Consider the following 24615-nt stretch of genomic DNA (forward strand, 5'->3'; position numbering starts at 1 on the left):
GCTCAGGCAGAGCACCGCGCACATCAATAATGTGTGACATAGCATTGCCGTGCCCAAGAGGCGCAGAGCCGGAACGGCGGGGCGGCGCCTTCCGCCGCCGTGCAACCCGACCGGTCTCGGTCCTGTCCAGGTAGTCGCTCAGGCGGCGCCGGCCCGCTTCGCCCTCCGGTGATCGCCGGGGTGGGCGCGAGGAACCCCTCGCGCCCGCCCCGGTTTCTGCGTTTCCTTGCCGAAGTTTCCTTATCGAAGGGAAAGTGGCGCCTTCTGGGCTACCGCAGAAGCATGTGACATATTACTGTGGTGCTCATGAGACAGACCGTCGATGCCGTCGTCATCGGCGCGGGAGTCGTCGGTGCCGCGTGCGCCTACTACGCCACCCGCGCCGGACTTGCCGTCGCCGTCGTCGACCGCGGCAGCCCGGCCGGTGGTACGACGGGGGCAGGGGAGGGGAACCTGCTGGTCTCGGACAAGCCCCCAGGCCCCGAACTCGATCTCGCCCAGCTCTCCGCGAGCCTGTGGCGCGACCTGGCCGCCCAGCTGCCCGAAGGGATCGAATACGAGGCCAAGGGCGGAGTCGTGGTGGCCGCGGACGACACCGAGTGGTCCGCGCTGCGCCGCATGGCCGCCGGGCAGGCCGCAGCCGGTGTCGTGGCCCGGGAGGTGCCCGCCGACCAGCTGCCGGACCTCGAGCCGCACCTGGCCCCCGGACTGGCCGGGGCCGTCCACTACCCCCAGGACGCCCAGGTGCAGCCCGCCCTTGCCGCGTCCCGCCTGCTGCGCGCCGCCCAGAGTGCGGGTGCCACCCTCCATCTGCGCGAGGCGGTCACGGAGGTGCTGGTAACCCCCGCAGGGCGGATCGACGGCGTGCGCACCTCCCACCGCGAGCTGAAGGCCCCGGTGGTGGTCAACGCCACCGGCACCTGGTCGGCGCAGATCGCCGCCCTGGCCGGGACGACCCTGCCGGTCATGCCGCGCAAGGGCTTCGTCCTGGTGACCGAGCCCCTGCCCCGCGTGGTGCGACACAAGGTCTACGCCGCCGCCTACGTCGCCGACGTCGCCAGCGACTCCGCCTCTCTCCAGACCTCCCCCGTGGTCGAGGGCACCCCGGCCGGCCCCGTACTGATCGGATCCAGCCGGGAGCGCACCGGCTTCGACAGGACCCTGTCCACCGAGGCCCTGCAGCGTATGGCTGACAGCGCGGTAACCCTCTTCCCCGTCCTGGCCCAGGTCTCCGTTCTGCGCGCCTACCACGGATTCCGGCCCTATCTGCCCGACCACCTCCCGGCAATCGGAGCCGACCCCCGCGTCCCCGGCCTCCACCACGCCTGCGGACATGAGGGCGCGGGGATCGGGCTGGCACCGGCCACGGGACTGCTGCTCGCCCAGGCCCTGACAGGGGAAGAGCCGTCGCTGGACCTCGCCCCCTTCCGCCCCGACCGCTTCGAATCCGAGGTCCAGCACGCATGAGCACGCGGCGCCGCACCGGCGACCACCGCCCGCCGAAACCTCAGGGAGGTCCCATGTCACGCACCCCGGCCGGGCTGGTGCGGGCTGAACCCCAGCCCGCCATCAGCATCGACTACGACGGCAGGAAGCTCCCGGCGCTGCCCGGCCAGAGCATCGCCGCCGCCCTGTGGGCCGCGGGCATCGTCTCCTGGCGCACCACCCGCCGCGGCGAGCGCCCCCGCGGTGCCTTCTGCGGGATGGGGGTCTGCTTCGACTGTCTGATCACCGTCAATGGCCGCCCCAACCAGCGCGCGTGCCTGGTGCCGGCGCACGACGGCGACACCGTCACTCCCCAGGAAGGAGACGGCCGTGCCGACCTCGCCTGCTGAGCCCCCCGGAGCTCCGTACGACCTGGCGGTCGTGGGCGCCGGCCCCGCCGGACTCACTGCGGCCGTCACTGCCGCCGATGCGGGGCTGACCGTCGCCCTGGTCGATGCCGAACTCAGGCCGGGCGGCCAGTACTACCGCCATCCCGCACCCGGCCTGGGAGCGCGGCACCCCGAGGCCCTCCACCACGGCTGGTCCGCCTTCACCGCCCTGGAGGCCCGGCTGCGTCAGCACAAGCAAGCCGGCCGGGTCCGGCACCTGCCGGGACGGCAGGTGTGGACCATCCAACAGTCATGCGACCACGCGGGCCGCTGGACACTGCTCACCACCGCGACCGTGCCCGGCGACCAGAACACCGGCGAGGCGCCAGGAGAGAGCGTGCCTGCGCATCACCTGTTGCTGGCGACCGGCACCTACGAGCGCCAGCTGCCCTTCTCCGGCTGGACGCTGCCCGGAGTCGTCGGCGCCGGGGGAGCCCAGGCCATGATCAAGTCCGGCCTGGTACTGCCGGGCCGACGCGTGATCGTGGCCGGAAGCGGTCCCCTGCTGCTGGCCGCGGCCGCCTCGCTGTCCGCCGCCGGGGCCCGCGTGCCGTACGTCCTGGAGGCGAGCGGCTACCTGCCCTACGCCCGCCGACCGGGGCCGCTGCTGCGCAACCCCGGCAAGCTCGCCGAAGGATTCCGGCACGCGGCGGCGCTCGCCCGCCGGGGGGTACGGCTGCGCACCCGGACCGCCGTGGTCCAAGCCCATGGGACCGACCGGGTCACCGGCGTGACCGTGGCGAGGCTGGATGACGACTGGCGGCCGCTGCCCGGGACCGAGCAACACCTGTCCTGCGATGCCCTGGCGGTAGGCCACGGTCTGGTACCCCAGCTCGAACTCGCCGTGGAACTGGGCTGTGCTACCCGCACCGCACCCGACGGCACACCCGCCCTCGTGGTGGACCCCTCCCTGCGCACCAGCGTCGAAGGCGTATGGGCGGCAGGCGAGACCAACGGCGTCGGCGGCGCCCAGCTCGCCCTGTGCGAGGGAGAACTGGCCGCCCGCGCGATCGCTGCCGCGGCGCACGGCGAGACCGCTGCCGCGCGCAAGGCTGCGGCGCTGCGCACACGTGCCACCCGGCTGCGGGCCTTCGCCGACCTCATGGCCCAGGTTCACAGGCCCGGACCGGCTTGGCCCCAGTGGCTGCGAGGCGACACCGAGATCTGTCGCTGCGAGGAAATCGATGCCGCATCCGTACGCGAGGCGGTCGACGCCTTCGGCGCGGGCGACACGCGCACGGCCAAGCTGCTGACCCGGGCCGGCATGGGCTGGTGTCAGGGACGAATGTGCGGCCCCGCGGTCTCCTGCCTTGCGTCCGGCGACGGCAGCGCACCGGTGAGCGTGGACCGGCGCCCGCTGTCCCGCCCCGTCCCCCTCGTCCAGCTCGCCCGGCACCGGCCTCAGGGGCGCCCCTGACCGGCGCAACCCGACCAGAACCTCCAACCCTCCCGAGAACCGGCCCGGCCGGATTCGCCCAACCCAAGGAGAACCGAACGTGAGTGCATCCCAGCACAGCCCCGAACACCCCTGGCGTGGAGTCATGGTGGCCACCGCCCTTCCCTTCAAGGAAGACCTGTCGGTGGACTACGACGCCTACGCCGAACACGTCCGCTTCCTGCTGGACGCCGGTTGCGACGGCGTCGTCCCCAACGGCTCCCTGGGGGAGTACCAGACCCTCACCGACGACGAACGCGCCCGCGTCATCCGAACCGCGGTGGAGGCCGCCGGGGACGGCAGCCGGGTCATGGCCGGAGCGGCCGCCTACGGCAGCACCGAGGCCGCGCGCTGGACCGAGCAGGCAGCCGAAGCCGGCGCCGGTTCCGTCCTGCTGCTGCCCCCCAACGCCTACCGCGCCAACGACACGGAGGTCCGCGCCCACTACGCCGAGGTCGCAGGTGTCGGGCTGCCCGTGGTGGCTTACAACAACCCCTACGACACCCGCGTCCACCTCACCCCGCAGCTCCTGGCCGATCTGCACGCGCAGCAGCACATCGTCGCGGTCAAGGAGTTCAGCGGCGACGTGCGACGGGCCTACGAGATCGCCGAGCGCGCCCCTGGCCTGGACCTGCTCATCGGCGCCGACGACGTCCTGCTGGAACTGGCCCTGGCCGGCGCCGTCGGCTGGATCGCCGGCTACCCCAACGCCCTGCCCCACTCCTGCGTGGCACTGTACCGGGCCGCCATCGCCCAGGATCTGGAGACCGCACTGCCTCTCTACAGAGCGCTGCACCCGCTGCTGCGCTGGGACACCAAGCACGTGTTCGTGCAGGCCATCAAGCTCTCGATGGACATCGCCGGACGCCGTGGCGGCCCCTGCCGCCCGCCGCGCTCCCCGCTGGACACAGAGGCGGAGGCCGCCGTGCGGTCCGTGACGGAGAAGGTCCTGGCCGAGGGCCTGAACTGACCCGTCCCGCACGCACCCCCGACACCCCCAGTCCGCAGGAGAAGAGCCATGCGCAGTCGCCGTGTCTTCCACGCCGTCGACTCCCATACCGAGGGCATGCCCACGCGCGTCATCACCGGAGGAATCGCACCGGTCCCCGGGGCCACCATGGCCGAACGACGCACGTACTTCATGCGCCACCTGGACCACATCCGCACTCTGCTGATGTACGAACCGCGTGGGCACGCGGCGATGAGCGGTGCGGTCCTGCAGCCTCCGATCCACCCTGAGGCGGACTGGGGGGTCATCTACATCGAGGTGTCCGGCTGCCTGCCCATGTGCGGGCACGGCACCATCGGAGTCGCCACCGTACTGGTGGAGACCGGCATGGTGCCGGTGACAGAACCGGTGACCACCGTCCGGCTGGACACACCGGCCGGGCTCGTCACTGCCGAGGTCCACGTCCACGACGGCGCCGCCCGCGCGGTGACACTGCGCAACGTCCCCTCTTTCGCCGTTGCCCTGGGGGAGAAGATCGAAGTCCCCGGCTTCGGGCAGATCACCTACGACCTGGCCTACGGCGGCAACTTCTACGCCATCCTCCCCGTCGAGGAGCTGGGACTGCCCTTCGACCGGTCACGCAAGGAGGAAATCCTGCGCGCGGGTCTGGAGGTGATGGCCGCGATCAACGCCGCAGGCGAACCGGTGCACCCGGAGGATCCCGGGATCACGGGATGCCATCACGTCCAGCTCCTCGCCCCGGGGTCGGACGCCCGGCGGTCGCGGAACGCGATGGCCATCCACCCCGGATGGTTCGATCGGTCGCCCTGCGGCACCGGCACCTCGGCGCGAATGGCGCAGCTCCACGCCCGCGGGGAACTCCCTCTGCACCGCGATTTCGTCAACGAGTCCTTCCTGGGCACCTCCTTCACCGGCCGCCTGGTGGACGAGACCGAAGTCGCCGGCAGGGCGGCCGTGGTGCCGACGTTCACCGGAAGCGCCTGGATCACCGGCACCGCCCAGTTCTTCCTCGATCCCACAGACCCGTTCCCGGAAGGCTTCCTGCTGTGAACACCCCTCCCGCCCCGGCGGCCGACAGCCCGGTGATCTCCCGTAACCCCGCCGACCCCGGCGACATCCTCGTCGAGTTGTACGGCTGCGGCCCCGACACCGTCACCCGTGCCGTGCGGCGGGCTGCCCGAGCCCAGAGCGAATGGCTCGCCGCCGGCGCGGCCGCGCGGTCCGCTGCCCTGCGCCGCGCCGGAGACGCCGTGGAGACCGCGTCCGAGGAATTGGCTGGACTCCTGGTGAGAGAGGTCGGCAAGCCACTCGCCGAGGCCCGCGGCGAGTTGGCGCGCACGGCGGCGATCTGGCGCTACTACGCTCAGCTTCCCTACGACGCCACCGGGGCGGTGCACGAGCCGGCCTCGGGGCCGGGGCTGCTGCTCACCCGGCGGCGCCCGCACGGTGTCGCCGGTCTGATCACGCCGTGGAACTTCCCGCTGGCCATTCCGTCGTGGAAGGCCGCTCCGGCCCTGGCCGCCGGTAATGCCGTCGTCCTCAAGCCCGCACCGGAGGCGACCGCGTGCGCTCTGCGGCTGGCCGAGATCCTCAAGGAGGTCCTGCCCGCGGACGTTGTGCAGGTCGTTCCCGGGGGTGCCGAAGCCGGCGCTGCCTTGATCGGCCTGGCCGATGTCGTCTCCTTCACCGGGTCGACCGCCGTCGGTGCTGTGGTGGCCCGTGCCGCCGCAGCCCGCGGCGTCCCAGCCCAGGCGGAAATGGGCGGCCACAACGCTGCCGTGGTCATGCCGGACGCCAACATAGGGAGGGCGGCTGCGGACATCGCCGCGGCAATCGCTGGTTACGCGGGGCAGAAATGCACCGCCACCAGAAGGGTGATCGCCGTGGGCAGCGCTCTGCCGAAGCTGCGCGAGGCGCTGGCCGAGGCCCTGCGGGAGCTGCCCGCCCGCGACCCCCACGCGGTGGCCGCGGTCTGCGGTCCCGTCATCTCCAAAGCGGCCCGAGACCGTGTCATCCGAGCCCGGGACAGCGCCCTCAGCACCGGGGCACGTGCGCTGGCAGGGGGCGGTCGGCGCGGTTCGGGCACAGCAGCGGGCTGGTACGTCGACCCGGTGCTGCTGGAGAACGTGCCTACCGCACACGAGCTGCACCGCCGTGAGGTCTTCGGCCCCATCGCGGTGCTGTCGGGGGCGGCGGACTTCGACGAGGCGATCCAGGCTGCGAACAGCGGTCACTACGGCCTGGTCGCGTCGCTCCACACAGGCGACCTGGAGAAAGCGCTCTCGGCAGTCGACCGCCTCGCCACGGGCATGCTGCGGGTGAACGCTCCGACCACTGGTGTCGACTTCCACCTCCCCTTCGGGGGAGAGAAGGACTCCAGTTATGGAATGAGGGAGCAAGGGCACGCCGCGATGGACTTCTACACCTCCAGCCGCACGGTTTCCCTCCTGCCCGTCGCATCAGCCTGAACCGCCGCGAGACGGGCACCCTCCCGATCCCCGGCGCGGCCTGGTCGGTCGCGCCGGGGATAGCGCAAGTGTCGCGCAACGTGACATTGTATAGTGGGATCACAAACCCACGGAGGGGAACCCATGACTGAGCTGAAACCCCGGAAGCTCGTTTCGGTGCAGGAGCACCTGCGTGACCAGGTGGCCAACGCCCTCCGGGCCGCGCTGATCGCGGGTGAACTGCAGCCCGGGGTGATCTACTCCGCCCCTACCCTCGCCGCCGAGTACGGCGTCTCGGCCACCCCTGTCCGTGAGGCCATGCTGGACCTGGCGCGCGAGGGACTGGTCGAATCGGTGCGCAACAAGGGCTTCCGCGTCACCGAGCTGTCCGAGCGCGACCTGGACGAGTACACCGAGATCCGTGCCCTGATCGAGATCCCGACCGTCGGCAAGGTGGTCAGGTCTGCCACGCGGGAGCAGTTGGAGGCTCTGCGTCCCACGGCCGAGGAGATCGTGGCCGCCGCACGTGCCGGTGACCTCATCGGCTACCTGGAGGCCGACCGCCGCTTCCACCTCGGCCTGCTCGCCCTGGCCGGCAACTCCCGTCTCGTCGAGACGGTGGGCGACCTGCGCAAGCGCTCCCGGCTCTACGGACTCACCGAGCTCGCGGAAGCGGGCGCGCTGGTGGCCTCCGCGCAGGAACACGCCGAGCTGCTGGATCTCATGCTGGCCGGCGACGCCGCGGCGGCCGAGGAACACATGCGCCACCACCTGGCGCACGTCCGCTCCCTGTGGGCCGCACGCAAGCAGGAGACGCCCGAGCAGAAGTCCCCGGCTCGGAAACTGAACGCACGCTGACCTCGCAAAGTCGGCGCTGTCCCCGCAGAGTCTGCAGAGCCTCGCGAACAGGGTGAGGAGTGTGTCCGACCGTACACGCTCCTCACCCGACAGCAGGTGGGTCCGTCATCCCTGAAGCAGCGCGCCCATCCACTCCTCGATGCCGTCTGCGGTCCTGGGCAGCGCGGAAGACATCAGCCGCGCCCCGTCCTTGGTGATTACCAGGTCATCTTCGATGCGCACGCCCATGCCCCGCAGTTCGGCCGGCAGGGTCTCATCGTCAGGTTGCAGGTACAGACCCGGCTCGACGGTCAGGACCTGACCTTCCTTCAGCACTCCCTCAACGTACGCACCGGTGCGGGCCTTGGCACAGTCATGCACGTCCATGCCGAGCATGTGGCCGCTGCCGCAGAGGGTGTAGCGGCGATGCAGGCCGCTGTCCCCGCCCAACTCGTCGGCGGGTGTCTTCAGCACGCCCCAGTCGCACAGGCCTTCGGTGATCACTCTCATGGCAGCGCGGTGGAAATCGCGGAACGAGGCGCCTGGCCGCAACGCGGCGATGCCGGCCTCCTGAGCTGCCAGCACCAGGTTGTAGACCTGTCGTTGCACGGGGGAGAAGCGTCCCGACAGGGGAAGGGTACGGGTGATGTCGGCGGTGTAGAGGGTGTCGGTCTCCACCCCGGCATCCAACAAAAGAAGTTGGGAGGGGTCCAAGGGACCGTCGTTCCGTACCCAGTGCAGTACGCAGGCATGTGCTCCAGCGGCCGCGATCGTCTCGTACCCCACACCGTTCCCCTCGGCACGGGCCCGGAGATTGAAGATCCCTTCGACCCACCGCTCACCGCGGCGGTGGCGCAAGGCTTGGGGCAGGGCCCGCACCACGTCCTCGAAGCCCACCGTGGTGTGGTCCACGGCCAGTTGGAGCTGCTCGACCTCCCAGGCCTCCTTGATCAGACGGAGCTCGGACAGACAGGCCTCCAGCTCCTTCTCCCGCAACCGCTCGGCTTCGCTGGAGACGCGGGGCTCGACGAGGGCGTCAACGGCACAGTCGATCCCGGTCAGAACCCGGGCGAGGGGCTGGGGCCCGGACAGCGCAACGGCCAGCTCGTCCAGGTGGCGGCATTCGATGCCGGTGAGCTGCGCCGCCTCGTCGAGGTCAGGGCGGCGACCGACCCAGAACTCGCCGTACCGGCGATCACGGTAGAACTCCTCGCCCGTGCGCGAGGACCGAGGCCGCATGTACAGCACGGGGTGATGCCCCTCGGGGCCGGAGGGCTCCATGACCAGCACGTTGCCTGGCTGGTCCTCGCCGGTGAGGCCGGTCAGCCAGGCGTAGGCGGTATGGGGGCGGAAATGGTAGTCGCAGTCGTTGGACCGCACCTTGAGACCACCGGCCGGCAGGACGAGCCGCTCGCCGGGGAAGCGTTCCGAGAGCCGTGCCCGCCGGGCCGAGGTGGCTTGGTAACCGGGGACGCGTACGTCGCGAGACAGACGGGAGGGAGCCCAGCCGCTGCTCATGAACGACGACAGGGCGGGGGAGATCGGGAGGTCGTGGCTGCCCGTAGTAGGGCGGGCTGAGGGCGGGGGCATGCTGGCTCCGGGAGATCGGGGGCGACCGGACTCGGCTATGCGCCATGCCTGGTGCAGGGGAGGTGCCACGGACGCCGTCGGGTACAGGAAGGTAACGAGAGTCCTACCTTCTTGCCAATGCAATTTTACATTATTATGTTACACAGCACTTCAGTGGAGGGGTGCACGACCTGCCGCCCGGCAGGGCAGACCTGGCCTCTTTGCGCACTGTTACCGGTCTCCCACGACGGAGTGGCACGATGACCAAGCTCCTACGCACAACCCTGGCAACCACACTGTCGGTCTGCCTGGCTGCCGGCCTCGGCGCCTGCTCCACGGACGACGACCCGAGAGAGGGCCTGGCACAGCACACCCCTGGGGCTGTCGGAATCGTCGGCGGAACACCCCAGCGAGGCGGCACTCTGACAGTCCTCGCCGATCAAGACTTCCCTCACCTCGACCCTGCCCGCAACTGGGTCATGCCCGCCATGGACTTCGGGATCCGCCTGCTCTACCGGACCCTGGTCACCTTCAAAGCGGAGCCCGGCAGAGGCGGCACCGAAATCGTTCCAGACCTCGCCACCGACCTCGGCCGACCCTCCCAAGGCGGGAGAGTGTGGACGTTCACTCTGAAGAAGGGTCTGAAGTACGAAGACGGCAGCCCCATCCGGGCTCAGGACGTCAAGTACAACGTCGAGAGGTCCTTCGCCCCCCAACTCAGTGGCGGGCCCGACTACGCCCGCAGGTACCTCGCTGGTACCGAGGGGTATGAAGGCCCCCTCGACGGCGAGCACCTGGACTCGATCGAAACTCCAGACGACCGCACCATCGTCTTCCGCCTCAACCGCCCCGTCAGCGAGTTCTCCCAGACCGCGACCCTGCCGACTTTCTCGCCGGTTCCTCCCGCCCAGGAGAAGGGCACCCGCTACGACCTGCGGCCCTTCTCCTCAGGACCGTACAAGATCGAAAAATACAGCAAGCGTGAACGCATGGTCCTGATACGCAACCCGCACTGGGACCCGGCCACCGACCCTGTTCGCAAGGCCTACCCCGACAAGATTGTCGTGCGGATGGGACGGAACGGCGCACACATCGACGATCGGCTCATCGCAAGCGAAGGCGAGGACGCCTCCTCCGTCCAGTGGTCCGACACGCAGCCCGACAGCATGCCCGAACTACTGGCCGACACATCCAAGAGCGCACCACGCAAGCGACTCGTCGCCGAGATCACCGGCTGCACCGACATGCTGCACCTCAACACATCCAAGCCGCCCTTCGACGACTCCACGGTCCGCAAGGCCGTCCAGTACGCGATCAACAGGGAAGACCAGGTCGCAACTCGAGGCGGCCCCGCGCTCAACGAGCCCGCCACCTCTTACCTCCCCCCCACCTTGACCGGCGGCGACAGAGCGAACCCCCTCGACCTGTCGCCCACCGGCAACCCGGGGCGGGCCAGGGAACTACTGGCCGAAGCCGGCTTGAAACAGGGAGTCAACGCCGACTTCACCGTATCCAGGAAAGACACAGCCCGCGCTCAGGCCATCCAAAAGGACCTCTCCCACATCGGAATCAACGTCAGAATTCAGATCGTGGACCCGGCCGTCTATTTCGACACCATCGGCGACACGAGGAAAGCTCCTGACATGTCCTTGAGCGGATGGTGCCCCGACTACCCGTCAGGAGCCACATTCCTCCCCTTCTTGTTCGACGGACGCACGATCAAAGAGAAGGGAAACCAGGGCAACTATTCACAGTTCCGTGACGGCGAAACCATGGAACGAATAGACGAAATCTCGGTCATGGCCGACGCCACCCAAGCCAACCAGGCATGGAGAGAACTGGACCGGCAGATCATGCGGAAGTCGCCGGCCATCCCTCTGCTGTGGGAACGCAGACCGCTCCTGGTCGGCAACAACATCGCGGGTGCCTTCGGACACTCCGTGTGGAGCGGCCAGCTCGACTACGCGGTGATCGGTCTGAAGCACCCCGAAAAATCCCCGGACGACCGAGGATCCAACGCATCATGACCGCCCGATCCGCACCCGGCACGGCACAGCGCGCGCAGAGGAACCCACATGTCACCGCTCAAGACTCCTGCTTCACAGCGGAACCAGCCAGCCGACCATAGCCATCACCCCGAGGAAAACTTCGCAGAACCCTCCGGGAAGAGGCCGGCCAACAGCTCCGCGCCTGGTCGCCACATGCCGCGAGACAGCGAGGGAACCAAGGTCACGAGCCTGCTCCCGCACACGAACCAGGCTCCAGGCCTAGGGCGTGTCTCTTTGGTCGGTTGGCCAGTTGGTCGGATGTGTCCGTCCGATTAGTGATCACTGATGCGATGTGGGACCGGATCGAGCCGCTGATGCCGGACGATCCGGTCCGCGGTCGGCGATGGGCCGATCACCGCCGAACCTTGGAAGCCATCGCGTGGAAGTACCGCACCTGCTCGCCCTGGCGAGACCTGCCGGACGAGCTCGGCTCGTTCCAGACCGCTCACAAACGCCTGATCAGATGGGCCGTGGACGGTACCTGGGAGCGCATCCTCGCCGCGATTCTGGCAGCATCCGATGCTGATGCCGACATCGGCTGGACGGTCTCGGTGGACTCCACCGTCTGCCGAGCCCACCAGCACGCCGCCGGAGCCATGAAAAAGGGGCGCCAGGTCGGGGTGAACCTGACGACCACGCCCTCGGACGCTCCCGAGGTGGTCTGAGCACAAAGGTCCACCTCGCCAGCGACAGCCGAGCACGGCCCCTGACCCTTCGCGTCACCGCAGGCCAGGCGGGTGACGCCCCGGCCTTCGAGGCTGTCATGGCCAGTATCCGTGTTCCGCGAAGCGGACCCGGAAGACCGAGGACCCGACCTGATGCTGTCCTGGCGGACCGCGCGTATTCATCCCGCGCGATCCGGAATCACCTCCGACGACGGGGAATCCGCGCTGTCATCCCCCAGCCGTCCGACCAGATCGGCCACCGTCTGCGGCGAGGTCGCGCCGGCGGTCGCCCGCCGGCTTTCGACGCCGAGGCATACAAGCAGCGCAACGCCGTTGAACGGTGCATCAACCGACTCAAGCAGTGGCGCGGTCTGGCCATGCGAACGGACAAGCTCGCCATCGCCTACCAGGCCGCACTCCACCTCGCCACCATCCTCATCTGGACAGCCACATGACCGACGAAGCACCTCGCCCGCGAAGATGGCCACATGGACGATCTTGTGAAGTTCCTCGTCGCACGCATCATGGACGACCACCATGCCTATGCCTACGTGGCCGACACCCTGGGCGGCGAGGCTCTTCTCGACAGTCATCTCGCCATGCTCGACCTGACCGAGCAACTGGCGCACGACTACAAGGCCATGGACTCCTCGGACCCGCGCTCAGCCGGCCTGGCATACGCGCTGCGAGTCCTTGCCCAGTCATACGCTGAGCACCCCGCCTACCGACAGGAATGGCGCCCATAGCCTTTCAAGGAGACAGGCCCTAGCACGTAGGTATGTGCGTGCGGCTCTGGAAACCCACCTGGAACCCGAACTGCTCGACAACACCCTCCTGGTGATCACGGAGATGGTCACCAACGCCGTCCAGCACGCCCTGCCCCCCGTCATTCTGGAGGTACGCCACACTTACGGCCACCCCAAGGCCATCCACATAGAAGTCACCGACACAGGCCCCAACCCGAGGGCGGTCCGGTTGGCCAAATGCTCCTCGCAAGAAGAGAACGGCCGAGGTAACAACATCATCGCAGCTCTATCGGCAGAGAACGGAACGCGGCTCCACAGCGGGACTGCCACCCGGTGGGCGTACCTGACCGCTGCGGGAGAGTAAGGCCGCTCAGCTCCTGAATCCCGCACCGAGAAACCCTGCCACCGCTCCAGAGGAGTCTCCTCACGGACGACCGCCTGGAAAGAACCCCCCTCGGAACACAAGGAATCGAACAGCGTTGGCTGTCGACGCGCCCCCTCCTCACTGATTTACACCGCTGAGCCGTCACCACGGAAAAATCAGCCTTCGGAAACCACACGCCAGAGGCACCACACCAGCTCTCAACAAGGCGCCCTGTCCATCGGTCACCGACCTCACCCCCCTGACGCCGGTGGCCGACTGGAACCAGATCACGTTCGTGGCATGTGTACGCCAAAGGAAGTCAAGCATGAATTTCCTCACCTCCCTCACCGACTGGCTGTGGAGCCCGCTGGTAGTGCTAGCCCTGGGCCTCGGCTTGGTCTTCACCATCCTGACCCGCGGTGTGCAGATCCGGCGAATCCCCGACATGATCCGCCAAATATGGAAAGGAGAGCGCTCGGAGGCAGGCATCAGTTCGTTTCAGGCCTTGACCTTGACCCTGTCAAGTCGGGTCGGCGTCGGCAACATAGCGGGCGTGGCGACGGCCATTGCGGCAGGCGGACCGGGAGCCCTGTTCTGGATGGCAGTGATGGCTCTTCTCGGAGGAGCCACAGCTTTCATCGAGTCGACGCTCGCCCAGATATACAAGATCAAATCTGAGGGAACCTTCTGGGGCGGCATCCCCTACTATCTGGAGAAAGGCCTGAGAAGGAAGTGGCTCGGAGTCGTCGCCGCATCTGCCGCCCTGGCTCTGTACGCGGTATTGGCGCCCGGGGTCCAATCCAACGCCATCGCAGCCAGTTTCGACCAAGCGATGGGCATCAAGCCATGGCTCACCGGTGTAGTCCTCGTCGGTCTGCTCGGCTTCGTCATCTTCGGCCAGCGAGGACGCGTGGTCGGTGTCGCCGATGTACTGGTGCCGTTCATGGCCATCGGCTACATCATCGCGGCGCTCATCGTCCTGGCCGCCAACCTCACTGAGGTGCCGGCCGTCTTCCTCCTGGTGGTCAAGAGCGCAGCCGGGGTGGACTCCGTGTTCGGCGGAATCGTCGGAGCAGCGATCGCCTGGGGGGTGCGCCGCGCTCTCTTCTCCAACGTCGCTGGCGTCGGCGAAGGAATCTATGGGGCGGCAGCGGCTCAGGTGTCTCACCCCGCGAAACAGGGTCTGGTCCAGGCGTTCTCGATCTACATCGACACGCTTTTCGTATGTACGGCTACGGGGTTCATGATTCTCGTCACCGGAAACTATAACGTCCACACCGAATCCGGAGAGCACATCATTACGCACATCAAGGGCGTCGAGGCAGGCCCCGCCTACACGCAAGGAGCCATTGACTCAGTAATCCCTGGTATCGGTCCTCACTTCGTGGCCACTGCCATCGGGCTGTTCGCCTTCACCACGCTCGTCGCCTTCTATTACATCGCCAACACAAGCTTGACCTACCTGACTCGCGGTGTACGGAACGAGTCACTCCTGCACGCCCTCCGCGTCGCGATGCTCGCCATGGTCTTCTACGGTGCGGTCGAATCGGCAGACATAATGTGGGCGATCGGCGATGTCGGCTACGCCACCCTCGCTTGGATCAACATGATCTGCCTCGTCTTCTTGGCCAAGCCCGCCCTGATTGCTCTGCGGGGCTATGAGAATCAGAGGAAACTTGGAGTGGACCCAGTCTTCGATCCTGTGAAACTGGGAATCGACAATGCCGACTACTGGGTTTCAGAAAGCAGCCCTGAAAGAAACCCAAGCATGTGAACTTCTAGTACCCGGTGCGAGGTAATGCGAGTTTTTTCCTCGCACCGGGGTCGGTTGGAAAAACCCTGACAGGCGCCAGAGGGGAATTTAACATTGTATTTCAAGACTGGTCGGGGAGGGGGTTCGGGCCGGCATGTCAGCGCAAGTCGTTCAGGTTGCGCAGGCAGGCGTGTTTCCCAAGCCTTGACCTAAGGAGCCTTGGTGTCAAACCATCATTTCAATGTGGTCGCATTGCGCCGTCGTCTCGACTTTCATAGGAAATGGCGCAAAATCGCCTGGAGGCAGGTAGCTGCAGAAACTGGCCTGAATCCAGTTGTGTTAACCGGCATCATTCGCGGACAGGCCCGTCGGTTGACGATCTGGTGACATTGATGATGTGGCTTGGTGAAACCGACATCGTTCCTTTCGTCACCCCCGGGGGCACTGTCGATGGTTAAGGAAATCTCTTAGAGCCGAGGCACGGACCACCAGGGTGGGGAAACAGTTTGGAGTCGACAGCATCGCCTGCCAGTCGTTCCACGAGCGACCGGGCAGCGTGCGCTCCGATGTTGCGCATGAGGGGGGGGTAGGTGGCGGACAGCCCGCCTAGAGGGGCCCGGAGAGCGGTACGCCTTTGAATTCGAAGACTGCGATGCCAGCCCTGACTTGCAACTTCGCGCCGCATGATACCCCCGTGGTTCCGATGCGGAGAGACCACTGATGGCGGAGCCGCAGACGGTCGCCCCCACGGAGAAAGGTAGCGGCCATGGTCAAGAGGAGGTACGCAGGGGCGCACGCCTCGCCATCTGTTCGTTATAACGAACGGCGAGATGTCGATCTTCTGTGAGGCAAGCCAATGGTCACGACGGAGCAGTGTCCTGCAAAGGGGGCCGGGCCGGGACACCGGGACAGCAGGCATCCAGACCGGGACCGGTCGGATGCAGTCGCTGTTCCGCCTGGTAGTGCAACAGCAATACGGAGCGCACGGGACCGTCGAGGGCCGTGTAGGAGTGCGGCATCGCCGCATCGAACCCCACGTAGTCGCCGGGCCCCAACTCCACCTCGCGTCCACCGACCTGCACGCCGAGCCTGCCGATCTGGACCACGGTGTGCTCACTGCCGATGTGACCGAGCGACTCCTGTGTACAACTGGCTCGCACCTGCTGGTCGTAAATCTCAAGAACGGATCCGCCGGACTCGATTCGCCGTAGCGGACGCAGGTCGACACCCTTGCCGCTGAGGACCTCGACATCGGTGGCGCGGATCACGGTCACCCCAGCGGATGGCCGCTGATCCACCAGGTCAGAGATAGGCACCTCCAGGACGCGCGAGAGGCTGAACACTGTCTCGATGGTGGGGTTGCCGGTGCCCGACTCCAACTGCGACAGCGTGGCTTTTCCGATCTTCGATCGCCGGGACAACTCGGAGAGCGACAGTCCCCGCTGGGTCCTCACCCGCTTCAGGTTGGCGGCCAGCACGCCCCGAACCGATCCCTCGGCGACGCTCACACTTCCTCTTTCCTCTCGCTGGCGTTCGGTATATCGTACGAGCTATGCCAGCGGGACGACAGCATTATGCCGATCGCTCCTCGGAGGGGGCGGTGGGCAACAGCCCAACCGGACCGCTGCCGTAGCCGAACGCGTGGACGGGCGACTAGCCGACCAAGGGCTCAACGAGGAGCAACCAGCCCCAGATCCATGACACGAGTCGGGTATCGACGCGAATCCGGGCGAACTGCGCCTACCGCCGGAACGGCGGAGTGCACGGGCAGACAGCCCACCACACCGATGCGGCTCACGGGCCGAGGCCCGCCCGCGCCCGTCCACCCACAACCAGAGCTGCTCGCCCGAAGGCAGCCTGGAGTCATTCGAATCAGGAGACGGTTATGACTGAGCGGACAGCCGAGAGTCAGGTACCCGAGGACCTCGAGAGCGAGCGCGGGAGCCGGAAGAACGGCCTGCTCGGGAAGGTGAGCGACGAACTCGCCGAGAACATGAAGCAGGGCTGGGCCGACACCGAGCGACACGACCTCAAGACCATCCCACAGGCCGCGTACACCGCGCGCCGCCGGGCCAGACTCTCCGCCCGCTTCCCCGGCGAACTGCTGGTGATCCCCTCCGGTAACCCCAAGGTTCGCTCCAACGACACGGACTACCCATTCCGGCCTTCCTCCGACTACGTCTACCTGACGGGTGACCAATCGCAGGACGCCGTGCTGGTCCTGGAGCCCGGCCAGGACGGCACACACAGAGCGATCGCCTACATGCTGCCCCGATCGGACCGCGAGAGTGGCGAGTTCTGGCAGGACTACCACGGCGAGCTCTGGGACGGCCGGCGCAACAGCCTCGCCGAGAACGAGCAACTCCTGGGGCTGCCGTGCCGCGATGTGCGCACGCTGACCGGGCGGCTGGCCGAGGCCACCGGCCCGATCCGCCTGCTGCGCGGCTACGACGCCGGTGTCGAGGCCGCCCTGCATGACAAGGTCACCGCGGAACGCGACGGTGAGTTCCACGTCTTCCTCTCCGAGATGCGCTTGGTCAAAGACGAGTTCGAGATCGCCGACCTGCGCTTCGCCTGCGAGGCGACCACCCGCGGCTTCGAGGACGTCGTGCGCGTCCTCGGCACGGACGAGCCGACCCTGGAGCGCAGGATCGAGGGCACGTTCTTCCTGCGCGCGCGGATCGAAGGCAACGACGTCGGCTATGCCTCGATCTGCGCCGCGGGCGAGCACGCCACGACGCTGCACTGGGTCCGCAACGACGGCGCTGCCCGTCCCGGTGATTTGCTGCTGCTCGACGCCGGAGTGGAGACCAACAACCTCTACACCGCCGACGTCACCCGCACCCTGCCCGTCAGCGGCCGCTTCACCCCGATCCAGCGCAAGGTCTACGAAGCGGTGTTCGCGGCGCAGGAGGCCGGCATCGCTGCGGTCAAGCCCGGCGCCGCCTACCGGGACTTTCACGACGCTGCCCAGCGGACCCTGGCCGAGCACCTGGTCTCCTGGGGCCTGTTCGGCGACCGGTCGGTGGACGAGGTCTTCGCGCTCGGCCTGCAGCGCCGCTGGACTCTGGCCGGCACCGGTCACATGATCGGTCTGGACGTCCACGATTGCGCCAAGGCCCGCACCGAACTGTACGTGGACGGCACGCTGGAGCCCGGCATGGTGCTCACCGTCGAGCCGGGGATGTATTTCCAGTCTGACGACCTGACCGTGCCCGAGGAGTACCGCGGCATCGGCGTCCGGATCGAGGACGACATCTTGGTCACCGCCGACGGCAACGAGAACCTCTCGGCCGACCTGCCCAGGACGGCGGACGAGGTCGAGGCCTGGATGGCCCGGCTGCGGGGCTGACGACCGCCACACGTCCCCCCGCGTCCGCTACAGCAGGCCGAGCAGCTTCAGATCCGCGACGCACTTACCGATGAACCCTGGTGAGAGCGAGGGTACGGCACCGCCACCGACCCCCAGGGTCCCGGCTCGCCCGGGCGGGCGTACGCCGACAGCAGCGGCAGCACGGCGACAGTCGGCGCTGGTGGTCGGGCAGGCCCCGCATCGCCGCCTCGAAGCGCATGTGCCACTCTCGGCGATCGTCGAGCCGGGTGATTGCGACCGGATACAACGCCAAGCCCCTGGAGCGTCTCACCTGCCTCGTCCTGCCCGCTGCCGACGAACCCTTCCTCGTAGTACCGGAGCTGGAGCGGGCCGAGGCGCACGCCTCCCCGGCCGGGGGCCTCGGTATCGAGATCACCGGCCGGGGCGGGACCGAGGCCCCGTACGCTCTCGTCGCCGCCCGCCTTCCCCGCAGCACGGTGCGGGTCGCGGTGGAGCATCACATGTGGGCCGAGAAGGCCGCCGCCTTCCGCACCGTGCTGCCCGACGCCCGGCAGGAACTCGACGGGCAGGTGCTCGACGCGCTGCGGATCCGCAAGACCCCAGCTGAGGCCGAGGTGCTGCGTCGGGCCGGAGCCGCTATCGACCAGGTGCACGCCCGCATGGGGGAGTGGTTGCGGGCCGGGCGCGCGCCGCCGGGCCGACCGGGGCGCGGTCCAGTCGGTCCAGGGCCGTCCAGGCGAGGTCGAAGCGCCCGGCCGCCTCGGCATCCCGGGCGGCGACCAACAGGTTGGGCCGGGAGCCGTCGGCGCGGCCGCACGTCAACAGGCAGAACTCGGCGTCCCAGGCCCAGTCGCCGCTGTCCCGCGCGGCGGCGGCATCGGCCAGCGCATGGACCAAGCAGACCGGGATCCCGGCCGGGGCCAAGCCCTGTCTGACAAATGAACACCGAGCGGGTGCGTGCTTGGTCCGACTGCCTTGCTGTCCTGACGACAGTCAGTGATTCTGGGCGAGTGCCAGGGCAGAGGAAGAGAAGGCGGCGGCAAGGGGACGCGCGGCAGCGGCTTGCTGCCCGCACCGCGCCGAACCCGGAACGGTTCAGTCACCACCACGGCCGCCGTCCCGTCCGCCGGGCCCGCGACGGTCGACGCGGCGGCCCCGGAGTAACCACCGGCGGCCGAAGCCGGACCACCCCCGCTCGCGCGGGGACCAGCTTCCTGACCTGCGGAGTTAGAACGGCTTTGCTGTTCCTTGACCTGGGTTTCTCTCTGTCACCCGTACATGGTGACAGAGAGGAGGCGCTGTGATGGGCATGGAGAAAGAAGGGTGAGGCGGAAGCTTCATGAGGCGGGCCAGCCAAGTGGTTGGCCTGCTGCGCTGCGCTTTCCGAGACAGCCAGTCCCCGGGCGGGCATCCGTACGGCTGCCCGCCCGGAGACTCCGGAGCTGATCAGGTGCTGTGCGGGTGCTCCGCCCGGCCCCTTCCCAGGGAGTTTTCAGGGACTCTCCGCTTCTTCCGAGGGACTTCTCAGGGACTTTCCGTCGTGTAGACGAGAAAGGGCCCGACAGTTCCGAAAGGACAGGAACCGCAGGTCAGGGCGGCCGCCCCTCAGCACTCGATGACGTTGACGGCGAGCCCGCCGCGGGCGGTCTCCTTGTACTTGACCTTCATGTCCGCGCCCGTCTCCTTCATCGTCTTGATGGCCTTGTCCAGGGAGACGTGGTGGCGGCCGTCGCCGCGCAGGGACATCCGGGCCGCGGTGACCGCCTTGACCGCGGCCATGCCGTTGCGCTCGATGCAGGGGATCTGGACCAGGCCGCCCACGGGGTCGCAGGTCAGGCCCAGGTTGTGCTCGATGCCGATCTCGGCGGCGTTCTCGACCTGCTCGGGCGAGCCGCCCAGGACCTCGGCGAGACCGCCGGCGGCCATGGAGCAGGCCGAGCCGACCTCTCCCTGGCAGCCGACCTCGGCGCCGGAGATGGAAGCGTTCTCCTTGAACAGCAGGCCGATGGCACCCGCGGTCAGCAGGAAGCGCACGACCGTGTCGTCGTCCGCTCCGGGGACGAACTCCATCGCGTAGTGCAGCACGGCCGGGATGATGCCCGCCGCGCCGTTGGTGGGAGCGGTGACGACGCGCCCGCCGGCGGCGTTCTCCTCGTTGACCGCCATCGCGTAGAGCGTCAGCCACTCCATGGCACGCGCCGCGGCGTCCCCCTCGGCGCGCAGCCGCCGCGCCGAGGCGGCCGCGCGCCGGCGGACCTTCAGACCGCCGGGCAGGATGCCCTCCCGCGACAGGCCGCGGGCCACGCACTCGCGCATCACCCGCCAGATCTCCAGCAGGCCCGCGCGGATCTCCTCCTCGCTCCGCCAGGCCCGCTCGTTCTCCAGCATCAGCGCCGAGACGGACAGGCCCGTCTCGCGGGTGGCGCGCAGCAGCTCGTCACCGGTGCGGAAGGGGTACTTCAGCGCCGTGTCGTCGAGTTTGATGCGGCCGGCTCCGGCCGCCTCCTCGTCCACCACGAAACCGCCGCCCACCGAGTAGTAGGTCTTCTCCAGCAGCGGCGCGCCGTCGGCACCGTACGCGGCCAGGGTCATGCCGTTGGCGTGGTACGGCAGCGAGCGGCGGCGGTGCAGCACCAGGTCGCGGTCGACGTCGAAGGCGATCTCGTGGCCGTCACCGCCCTTGCCGTCTTCGGGGCCGTCCTCCCCGCCGGCGGTGAGCAGGCCCAGCCGGCCCGAGCGCCGCACCCGCTCGACCTCCGCCTCCGCGGCCTCGACGTCGACGGTGCGCGGCGAGTGGCCCGCCAGGCCCAGCAGCACGGCCTTGGGTGTGCCGTGGCCGTGGCCGGTGGCGCCCAGGGAGCCGAACAGTTCGGCCCGCAGTGAGGTGGTGCGGGCCAGCACGCCCTCCTTCCGCAGTCGGCGTGCGAACATCCCGGCCGCCCGCATGGGGCCGACGGTGTGGGAGCTGGAGGGGCCGATGCCGATGGAGAAGAGGTCGAAGACGGAGATGGCCACGGTGGCGGACTCCCTTGTCTGCTCGTGGTTCGCGGCCCGCCGGGTAAGGCGGGCGTGGAGCCCCGCGGGTGTGCGGGACGGGGGACACGGTGTCGGTGGCCGGGGGGGCCGGTGAGCCGGGTGGACTGGGCGGACCGGGTGCGCCGCCGGCGGGGGCGGCGCACCCGGGTGCCGCGCCGGGGCCTACAGGCCCGGGTACAGCGGGTGCTTGTCGGCCAGCGCGGACACGCGGCCGGCCAGCTGCTTGGCCTTCGCCTCGTCGAACGAGGGCTTCAGCGCCTCGGCGATGACGTCCGCGACCTCGCGGAAGTCGTCGGTGGTGAAGCCGCGCGTGGCCAGCGCCGGGGTGCCGATGCGCAGACCCGAGGTGACCATCGGCGGGCGGGGGTCGTTCGGGATGGCGTTGCGGTTGACGGTGATGCCGATGGCGTGCAGGCGGTCCTCGGCCTGCCGGCCGTCCAGCTCGCTGTCGCGCAGGTCGACCAGGACCAGGTGGACGTCGGTGCCGCCCGACAGCACGGCGACGCCCGCCTCGGCCGCGTCCGGCCGCGTCAGCCGCTCGGCCAGCAGCTTCGCGCCCTCCAGGGTACGGCGCTGGCGGTCCTTGAACTCCTCCGTCGCCGCGATCTTGAAGGAGACGGCCTTCGCCGCGATGACGTGCTCCAGCGGGCCGCCCTGCTGGCCGGGGAAGACCGCGGAGTTGATCTTCTTGGCGTGCTCCTGCTTCGACAGGATCACCCCGCCGCGCGGGCCGCCGAGCGTCTTGTGGGTCGTGGTGGTGACCACGTCCGCGTACGGCACCGGGTTGGGGTGGAGGCCCGCGGCCACCAGGCCGGCGAAGTGCGCCATGTCCACCATCAGCAGCGCGCCGACCTCGTCGGCGATGCGGCGGAAGGCGGCGAAGTCGAGCTGCCTGGGGTACGCCGACCAGCCGGCGATGATCAGCTTCGGACGGCGCTCCCGCGCCAGCCGCTCGACCTCCTCCATGTCGACCAGCCCGGTCTCGGCGTCGACGTGGTAGGCGACCACGTCGTACAGCTTGCCGGAGAAGTTGATCTTCATGCCGTGGGTCAGGTGGCCGCCGTGCGCCAGGTCCAGACCCAGGATGGTGTCGCCCGGCTGCAGCAGGGCGAACATCGCCGCGGCGTTGGCCGAGGCGCCCGAGTGCGGCTGGACGTTGGCGGCCTCGGCGCCGAAGAGGTCCTTCACCCGCTCGCGGGCGATGTCCTCGATCACGTCGACGTGCTCGCAGCCGCCGTAGTAGCGGCGGCCGGGGTAGCCCTCGGCGTACTTGTTGGTGAGGACCGAGCCCTGGGCCTGGAGGGCGGCGACCGGAGCGAAGTTCTCCGAGGCGATCATCTCCAGGGTGGTCTGCTGGCGGCGCAGCTCGGCGTCGACGGCTGCGGCGACGTCGGGATCGACCTCGTGCAGGGAACTGTTCAGAAGCGACATCCGGGTCTTTCCGATCGTGGTGGGATGGCGGCGGACGGCGGATCCGGGCGCGGAGGAGGCGGGCGGGCCGCCGCTCACTCGCCGGTGAAGGCGGCGTACTCGTCGGCGGACAGCAGGTCCGCCGGCTCGTCCGTCACCCGGACTTTGAACAGCCAACCGCCCTCGTAGGGGGCGGAGTTCACCAGCGCCGGGTCGTCCACCACGTCCTGGTTGACCTCGGTGACCTCACCGGTGACCGGCGCGTACAGGTCGCTGACCGACTTGGTCGACTCCAGTTCGCCGCAGGTCTCACCCGCGGTCACTGTGTCGCCGACCTCCGGGAGCTGCACGAAGACGACGTCGCCGAGGGCGTTCGCCGCGTGCTCGGTGATGCCGATCGTCGAGACGCCGTCCTCGGCGGCCGACAGCCACTCGTGCTCCTTGCTGTAGCGCAGCTGCTGGGGGTTGCTCATGACGTGATTCTCCTGATCAGGGGTGTGGTGTGAGAAACGGGTCTTGCCAGGTGGGACGGTGTCCCGGGCGGGGGGTGCGGCAAGCGGTCGGTCGAGCGGTGGGCTGGTGGGCGGTACGGGCGGTACGGGCGGTACGGCCGGTGGTGCGGCGGTGGCCGGGGCCGTCAGCGCTCGCGCCGGTAGAACGGCAGCGCGACGACCTCGTAGGGCTCATGCGTACCGCGGATGTCCACCGCCACACCCTCGGTGCCCGGGGCGGCGTGGGCGGCGTCCACGTACGCCATGGCGACCGGCCTGCCCAGCGTGGGGGAGGGGGCGCCGGAGGTGACCTCGCCGATCACCGAGCCGTCCGCGCCGACCACCGCGTATCCGGCGCGCGGCACCCGGCGGCCGGCGGCGACCAGGCCGACCAGCTTGCGCGGCGGGTTCTCGGCGGCGCGTGCGGCGGCGGCCTCCAGGGCGGCGCGGCCGGTGAAGTCGCCGGGCTTGTCGAACTTCACCACGCGGCCGAGCCCGGCGTCGAAGGGGGTGGTGGAGCGGGTCAGCTCGTGCCCGTACAGCGGCATGCCCGCCTCCAGTCGCAGCGTGTCGCGGCAGGACAGCCCGCACGGCACCAGGCCCTCGTCCGCCCCGGCCTCGGTCAGCGCCCGCCACAGCGTCTCGGCGTCGCCGGGGGCGACGAACAGCTCGAAGCCGTCCTCGCCGGTGTAGCCGGTGCGGGCGATCAGCGCCTCCACGCCCGCCACCGTGCCGGGCAGCCCGGCGTAGTACTTCAGGCCGTCGAGATCGGCGTCGGTGACCTTCGCCAGGACGGCGGCCGCCCGCGGCCCCTGGACGGCCAGGAGGGCGTAGGCGTCGCGGTCGTCGCGCACGGCGGCGCCGGTGAGACCGGAGGCGGCGAGCCGCTCGGTGAGGGCGTCCAGCACCACCTGGGCGTTGGAGGCGTTGGCGACGACCAGGTACTCCTCGTCGCCCAGCCGGTAGACGATCAGGTCGTCGAGGATGCCGCCGGACTCGTCGCAGATCATGGTGTAGCGCGCCCGGCCCACGGCGACGGCGGACAGATGGCCGACCAGGGCGCGGTCCAGCAGCTCGCCGGCCTGCGGGCCGGTGACGGCGATCTCACCCATGTGGCTCAGGTCGAACAGGCCGGCGCGGGTGCGCACGGCGTTGTGCTCGTCGCGCTCGCTGCCGTAGCGCAGCGGCATGTCCCAGCCGGCGAAGTCCGTCATGGTCGCGCCCAGGGCGCGGTGCACGGAGTCGAGGGCGGTACGGCGGGGGGAATCACTCATGGTCGGCAGGCTCCCGGGCGAGGTGGCGATGTCGTACGAGGACGGCGGAAAGGACACGTCCTCCCCATCTGTCATCGGAACCTGAGAGGTTCGCCACGAGTCCGCACGGGCGGGCCACGGCTTGCACCTTGGGTGGGACGGCTCCGCTGGGGGCCGCCCGCTTTTCAGATCTGCCTCGTCCACACGGTATCGGGGCCTGAGAGATTCAAGGGAGGACTTGCTCCTTCGGCGCCCCGGAAACCGTCGTGACCAGCGTTTTCCGGGAACTCTCCCGTGCGGACTCGATCGGCCGGTATGCAGTTGACCCGCTCATCATCGCACGCCCGGCGCACACCGCCCCCGGGCGGGCGCGAAGCCGTGCC

20 protein-coding genes and 1 riboswitch are annotated in these 24615 nt (G+C 69.0%); of the genes, 13 read left to right on the plus strand and 7 right to left on the minus strand.

What is annotated here, in order from left to right; translation table 11 throughout:
- Nucleotides 1-300: 300 nt before the first annotated feature.
- From CUT83_RS06050 to CUT83_RS06080, 7 genes are all read left to right on the plus strand, one after another.
- Nucleotides 301-1467: an NAD(P)/FAD-dependent oxidoreductase gene (locus CUT83_RS06050; protein ID WP_101254899.1), complete on the plus strand. Its 1167-nt coding sequence runs from the start codon at nt 301-303 to the stop codon at nt 1465-1467.
- Between the two features lie 53 nt (nt 1468-1520).
- Nucleotides 1521-1835, plus strand: a complete 315-nt coding sequence (locus CUT83_RS06055; RefSeq protein ID WP_101254838.1) for a (2Fe-2S)-binding protein — start codon at nt 1521-1523, stop codon at nt 1833-1835.
- The gene (locus CUT83_RS06060; protein WP_240957943.1) at nt 1816-3291 is read left to right on the plus strand and encodes an FAD-dependent oxidoreductase; all 1476 of its coding nucleotides are present in this window, start codon (nt 1816-1818) and stop codon (nt 3289-3291) included. Before CUT83_RS06055 ends, CUT83_RS06060 begins: the two co-directional genes overlap by 20 nt.
- Before the next feature lie 124 nt (nt 3292-3415).
- Nucleotides 3416-4279, plus strand: a complete 864-nt coding sequence (locus CUT83_RS06065) for a dihydrodipicolinate synthase family protein (RefSeq protein ID WP_101254840.1) — start codon at nt 3416-3418, stop codon at nt 4277-4279.
- Nucleotides 4280-4327: 48 nt separating this feature from the next.
- Nucleotides 4328-5329, plus strand: coding sequence for a proline racemase family protein (locus CUT83_RS06070; RefSeq protein ID WP_101254841.1), 1002 nt, complete (start codon nt 4328-4330; stop codon nt 5327-5329).
- Nucleotides 5326-6747, plus strand: a complete 1422-nt coding sequence (locus tag CUT83_RS06075) for an aldehyde dehydrogenase family protein (protein ID WP_101254842.1) — start codon at nt 5326-5328, stop codon at nt 6745-6747. The genes CUT83_RS06070 and CUT83_RS06075 overlap by 4 nt, the downstream gene beginning before the upstream one ends.
- 123 nt (nt 6748-6870) lie before the next feature.
- Nucleotides 6871-7584: a GntR family transcriptional regulator gene (locus CUT83_RS06080; protein WP_101254843.1), complete on the plus strand. Its 714-nt coding sequence runs from the start codon at nt 6871-6873 to the stop codon at nt 7582-7584.
- Nucleotides 7585-7689: 105 nt separating this feature from the next.
- Here CUT83_RS06080 and CUT83_RS06085 read toward each other — a convergent pair whose 3' ends face one another.
- Nucleotides 7690-9153, minus strand: coding sequence for an aminopeptidase P family protein (locus tag CUT83_RS06085; RefSeq protein ID WP_101254844.1), 1464 nt, complete (start codon nt 9151-9153; stop codon nt 7690-7692).
- A 239-nt stretch (nt 9154-9392) separates the two neighbouring features.
- Here CUT83_RS06085 and CUT83_RS06090 point away from each other — a divergent pair, with 239 nt between their 5' ends.
- The 5 genes from CUT83_RS06090 (at nt 9393) to CUT83_RS06110 (ending at nt 14729) form a co-directional block, all read left to right on the plus strand.
- Nucleotides 9393-11159 carry an ABC transporter substrate-binding protein gene (locus tag CUT83_RS06090; RefSeq protein WP_101254845.1) on the plus strand — a complete coding sequence of 589 codons (1767 nt, stop codon included), beginning with the start codon at nt 9393-9395 and terminating at the stop codon, nt 11157-11159.
- A gap of 311 nt (nt 11160-11470) precedes the next feature.
- Nucleotides 11471-12300 (plus strand): IS5 family transposase gene (locus tag CUT83_RS06095; RefSeq protein WP_420882422.1). Its coding sequence is split into 2 segments (ribosomal slippage): nt 11471-11783 and nt 11783-12300, totalling 831 coding nucleotides; the frame shifts between segments, so codons are not numbered across the junction.
- 33 nt (nt 12301-12333) lie between these two features.
- Nucleotides 12334-12591 carry a DUF6221 family protein gene (locus tag CUT83_RS06100; RefSeq protein WP_101254846.1) on the plus strand — a complete coding sequence of 86 codons (258 nt, stop codon included), beginning with the start codon at nt 12334-12336 and terminating at the stop codon, nt 12589-12591.
- Nucleotides 12539-12955: an ATP-binding protein gene (locus CUT83_RS31580; protein WP_101254900.1), complete on the plus strand. Its 417-nt coding sequence runs from the start codon at nt 12539-12541 to the stop codon at nt 12953-12955. The genes CUT83_RS06100 and CUT83_RS31580 overlap by 53 nt, the downstream gene beginning before the upstream one ends.
- Nucleotides 12956-13280: 325 nt before the next feature.
- Nucleotides 13281-14729 (plus strand): alanine/glycine:cation symporter family protein, encoded by a 1449-nt coding sequence (locus CUT83_RS06110; RefSeq protein ID WP_101254847.1) that lies wholly within the window; start codon nt 13281-13283, stop codon nt 14727-14729.
- Between the two features lie 839 nt (nt 14730-15568).
- On the opposite strand, the gene CUT83_RS06115 is transcribed toward CUT83_RS06110, so the two are convergent.
- Nucleotides 15569-16216, minus strand: coding sequence for a helix-turn-helix domain-containing protein (locus CUT83_RS06115; RefSeq protein WP_101254848.1), 648 nt, complete (start codon nt 16214-16216; stop codon nt 15569-15571).
- 377 nt (nt 16217-16593) lie between these two features.
- Here CUT83_RS06115 and CUT83_RS06120 point away from each other — a divergent pair, with 377 nt between their 5' ends.
- A complete protein-coding gene (locus CUT83_RS06120) occupies nt 16594-18060 on the plus strand; it encodes an aminopeptidase P family protein (RefSeq protein ID WP_101254849.1) in 1467 nt (488 codons plus the stop codon).
- Nucleotides 18061-18678: 618 nt separating this feature from the next.
- Here CUT83_RS06120 and CUT83_RS30790 read toward each other — a convergent pair.
- The 5 genes from CUT83_RS30790 to gcvT form a co-directional block, all read right to left on the minus strand.
- Nucleotides 18679-18939, minus strand: coding sequence for a hypothetical protein (locus tag CUT83_RS30790; protein WP_240957949.1), 261 nt, complete (start codon nt 18937-18939; stop codon nt 18679-18681).
- Between the two features lie 708 nt (nt 18940-19647).
- A complete protein-coding gene (locus CUT83_RS06135) occupies nt 19648-21057 on the minus strand; it encodes an L-serine ammonia-lyase (protein WP_101254852.1) in 1410 nt (469 codons plus the stop codon).
- 183 nt (nt 21058-21240) lie between these two features.
- Nucleotides 21241-22509: a serine hydroxymethyltransferase gene (gene glyA, locus CUT83_RS06140; RefSeq protein WP_101254901.1), complete on the minus strand. Its 1269-nt coding sequence runs from the start codon at nt 22507-22509 to the stop codon at nt 21241-21243.
- 74 nt (nt 22510-22583) lie between these two features.
- Complete coding sequence (gene gcvH, locus CUT83_RS06145; RefSeq protein ID WP_093847526.1) at nt 22584-22961, minus strand: glycine cleavage system protein GcvH; 378 nt, start codon at nt 22959-22961, stop codon at nt 22584-22586.
- 164 nt (nt 22962-23125) lie between these two features.
- Nucleotides 23126-24253: a glycine cleavage system aminomethyltransferase GcvT gene (gene gcvT / locus CUT83_RS06150; RefSeq protein WP_101254902.1), complete on the minus strand. Its 1128-nt coding sequence runs from the start codon at nt 24251-24253 to the stop codon at nt 23126-23128.
- A gap of 174 nt (nt 24254-24427) precedes the next feature.
- Nucleotides 24428-24537: riboswitch (glycine riboswitch) on the minus strand.
- Between the last annotated feature and the right edge of the window lie 78 nt (nt 24538-24615).

This window comes from Streptomyces barkulensis, from assembly GCF_002843305.1.
Lineage (GTDB): Bacteria > Actinomycetota > Actinomycetes > Streptomycetales > Streptomycetaceae > Streptomyces > Streptomyces barkulensis.

Bases quoted from the DNA above. Each gene is read 5' to 3' on its own strand.
- CUT83_RS06055 (WP_101254838.1), top strand. From the start codon at position 1,521: ATGTCACGCACCCCGGCCGGGCTGGTGCGGGCTGAACCCCAGCCCGCC.
- CUT83_RS06065 (WP_101254840.1), top strand. From the start codon at position 3,416: ATGGTGGCCACCGCCCTTCCCTTCAAGGAAGACCTGTCGGTGGACTAC.
- CUT83_RS06070 (WP_101254841.1), top strand. From the start codon at position 4,328: ATGCGCAGTCGCCGTGTCTTCCACGCCGTCGACTCCCATACCGAGGGC.
- CUT83_RS06080 (WP_101254843.1), top strand. From the start codon at position 6,871: ATGACTGAGCTGAAACCCCGGAAGCTCGTTTCGGTGCAGGAGCACCTG.
- CUT83_RS06085 (WP_101254844.1), bottom strand. From the start codon at position 9,153: ATGCCCCCGCCCTCAGCCCGCCCTACTACGGGCAGCCACGACCTCCCG.
- CUT83_RS06090 (WP_101254845.1), top strand. From the start codon at position 9,393: ATGACCAAGCTCCTACGCACAACCCTGGCAACCACACTGTCGGTCTGC.
- CUT83_RS06100 (WP_101254846.1), top strand. From the start codon at position 12,334: ATGGACGATCTTGTGAAGTTCCTCGTCGCACGCATCATGGACGACCAC.
- CUT83_RS06110 (WP_101254847.1), top strand. From the start codon at position 13,281: ATGAATTTCCTCACCTCCCTCACCGACTGGCTGTGGAGCCCGCTGGTA.
- CUT83_RS06120 (WP_101254849.1), top strand. From the start codon at position 16,594: ATGACTGAGCGGACAGCCGAGAGTCAGGTACCCGAGGACCTCGAGAGC.
- glyA (WP_101254901.1), bottom strand. From the start codon at position 22,509: ATGTCGCTTCTGAACAGTTCCCTGCACGAGGTCGATCCCGACGTCGCC.
- gcvH (WP_093847526.1), bottom strand. From the start codon at position 22,961: ATGAGCAACCCCCAGCAGCTGCGCTACAGCAAGGAGCACGAGTGGCTG.
- gcvT (WP_101254902.1), bottom strand. From the start codon at position 24,253: ATGAGTGATTCCCCCCGCCGTACCGCCCTCGACTCCGTGCACCGCGCC.